The sequence below is a fragment of the Vibrio sinaloensis genome (genome assembly GCF_000808535.1).
GTDB classification, from domain to species: domain Bacteria; phylum Pseudomonadota; class Gammaproteobacteria; order Enterobacterales; family Vibrionaceae; genus Vibrio; species Vibrio sinaloensis_D.
This window is the reverse complement of the sequence record NZ_JWLV01000028.1, coordinates 1-344: the sequence shown is the minus strand read 5'-3', so window position 1 is coordinate 344 and position 344 is coordinate 1. Positions and strand designations below refer to the sequence as shown.

1 pseudogene is annotated in these 344 nt (G+C 53.8%); it reads left to right on the top strand.

The features are described from left to right. Window positions 1-344 (top strand): annotated as a pseudogene (locus RJ47_RS21455) (hypothetical protein); the annotation flags it as partial.

Here is a 344-nt window from a genome sequence, read left to right as displayed (position 1 = left end):
GGTGATGACGTGTACGAAGGCGATGAAACGTTCGGCTTAGTCGTAACCGAAAATAATGGTGTGACCACGAATGGCTCTGCTACTGGTACAGCGACGATCCAAGATGATAGTTCTGGTAAACCAACCCTGTCTGTAACGGACGCGGGTGAGGTAAACGAAGGCACTGACGCTGTGTTCACGGTTTCACTCTCTAACGAAACCGAAGCGCCAGTGGTGGTCAACCTCGCGCCAACCACTGATGGTTACAGCGCGGAAGCGGGTGACATCGGTGAGATGGTTGTGACGTATGTCGACAGCAATAACCAACCGCAAACGCTCACTGTGGACGGCAGCGGCAACGTGAC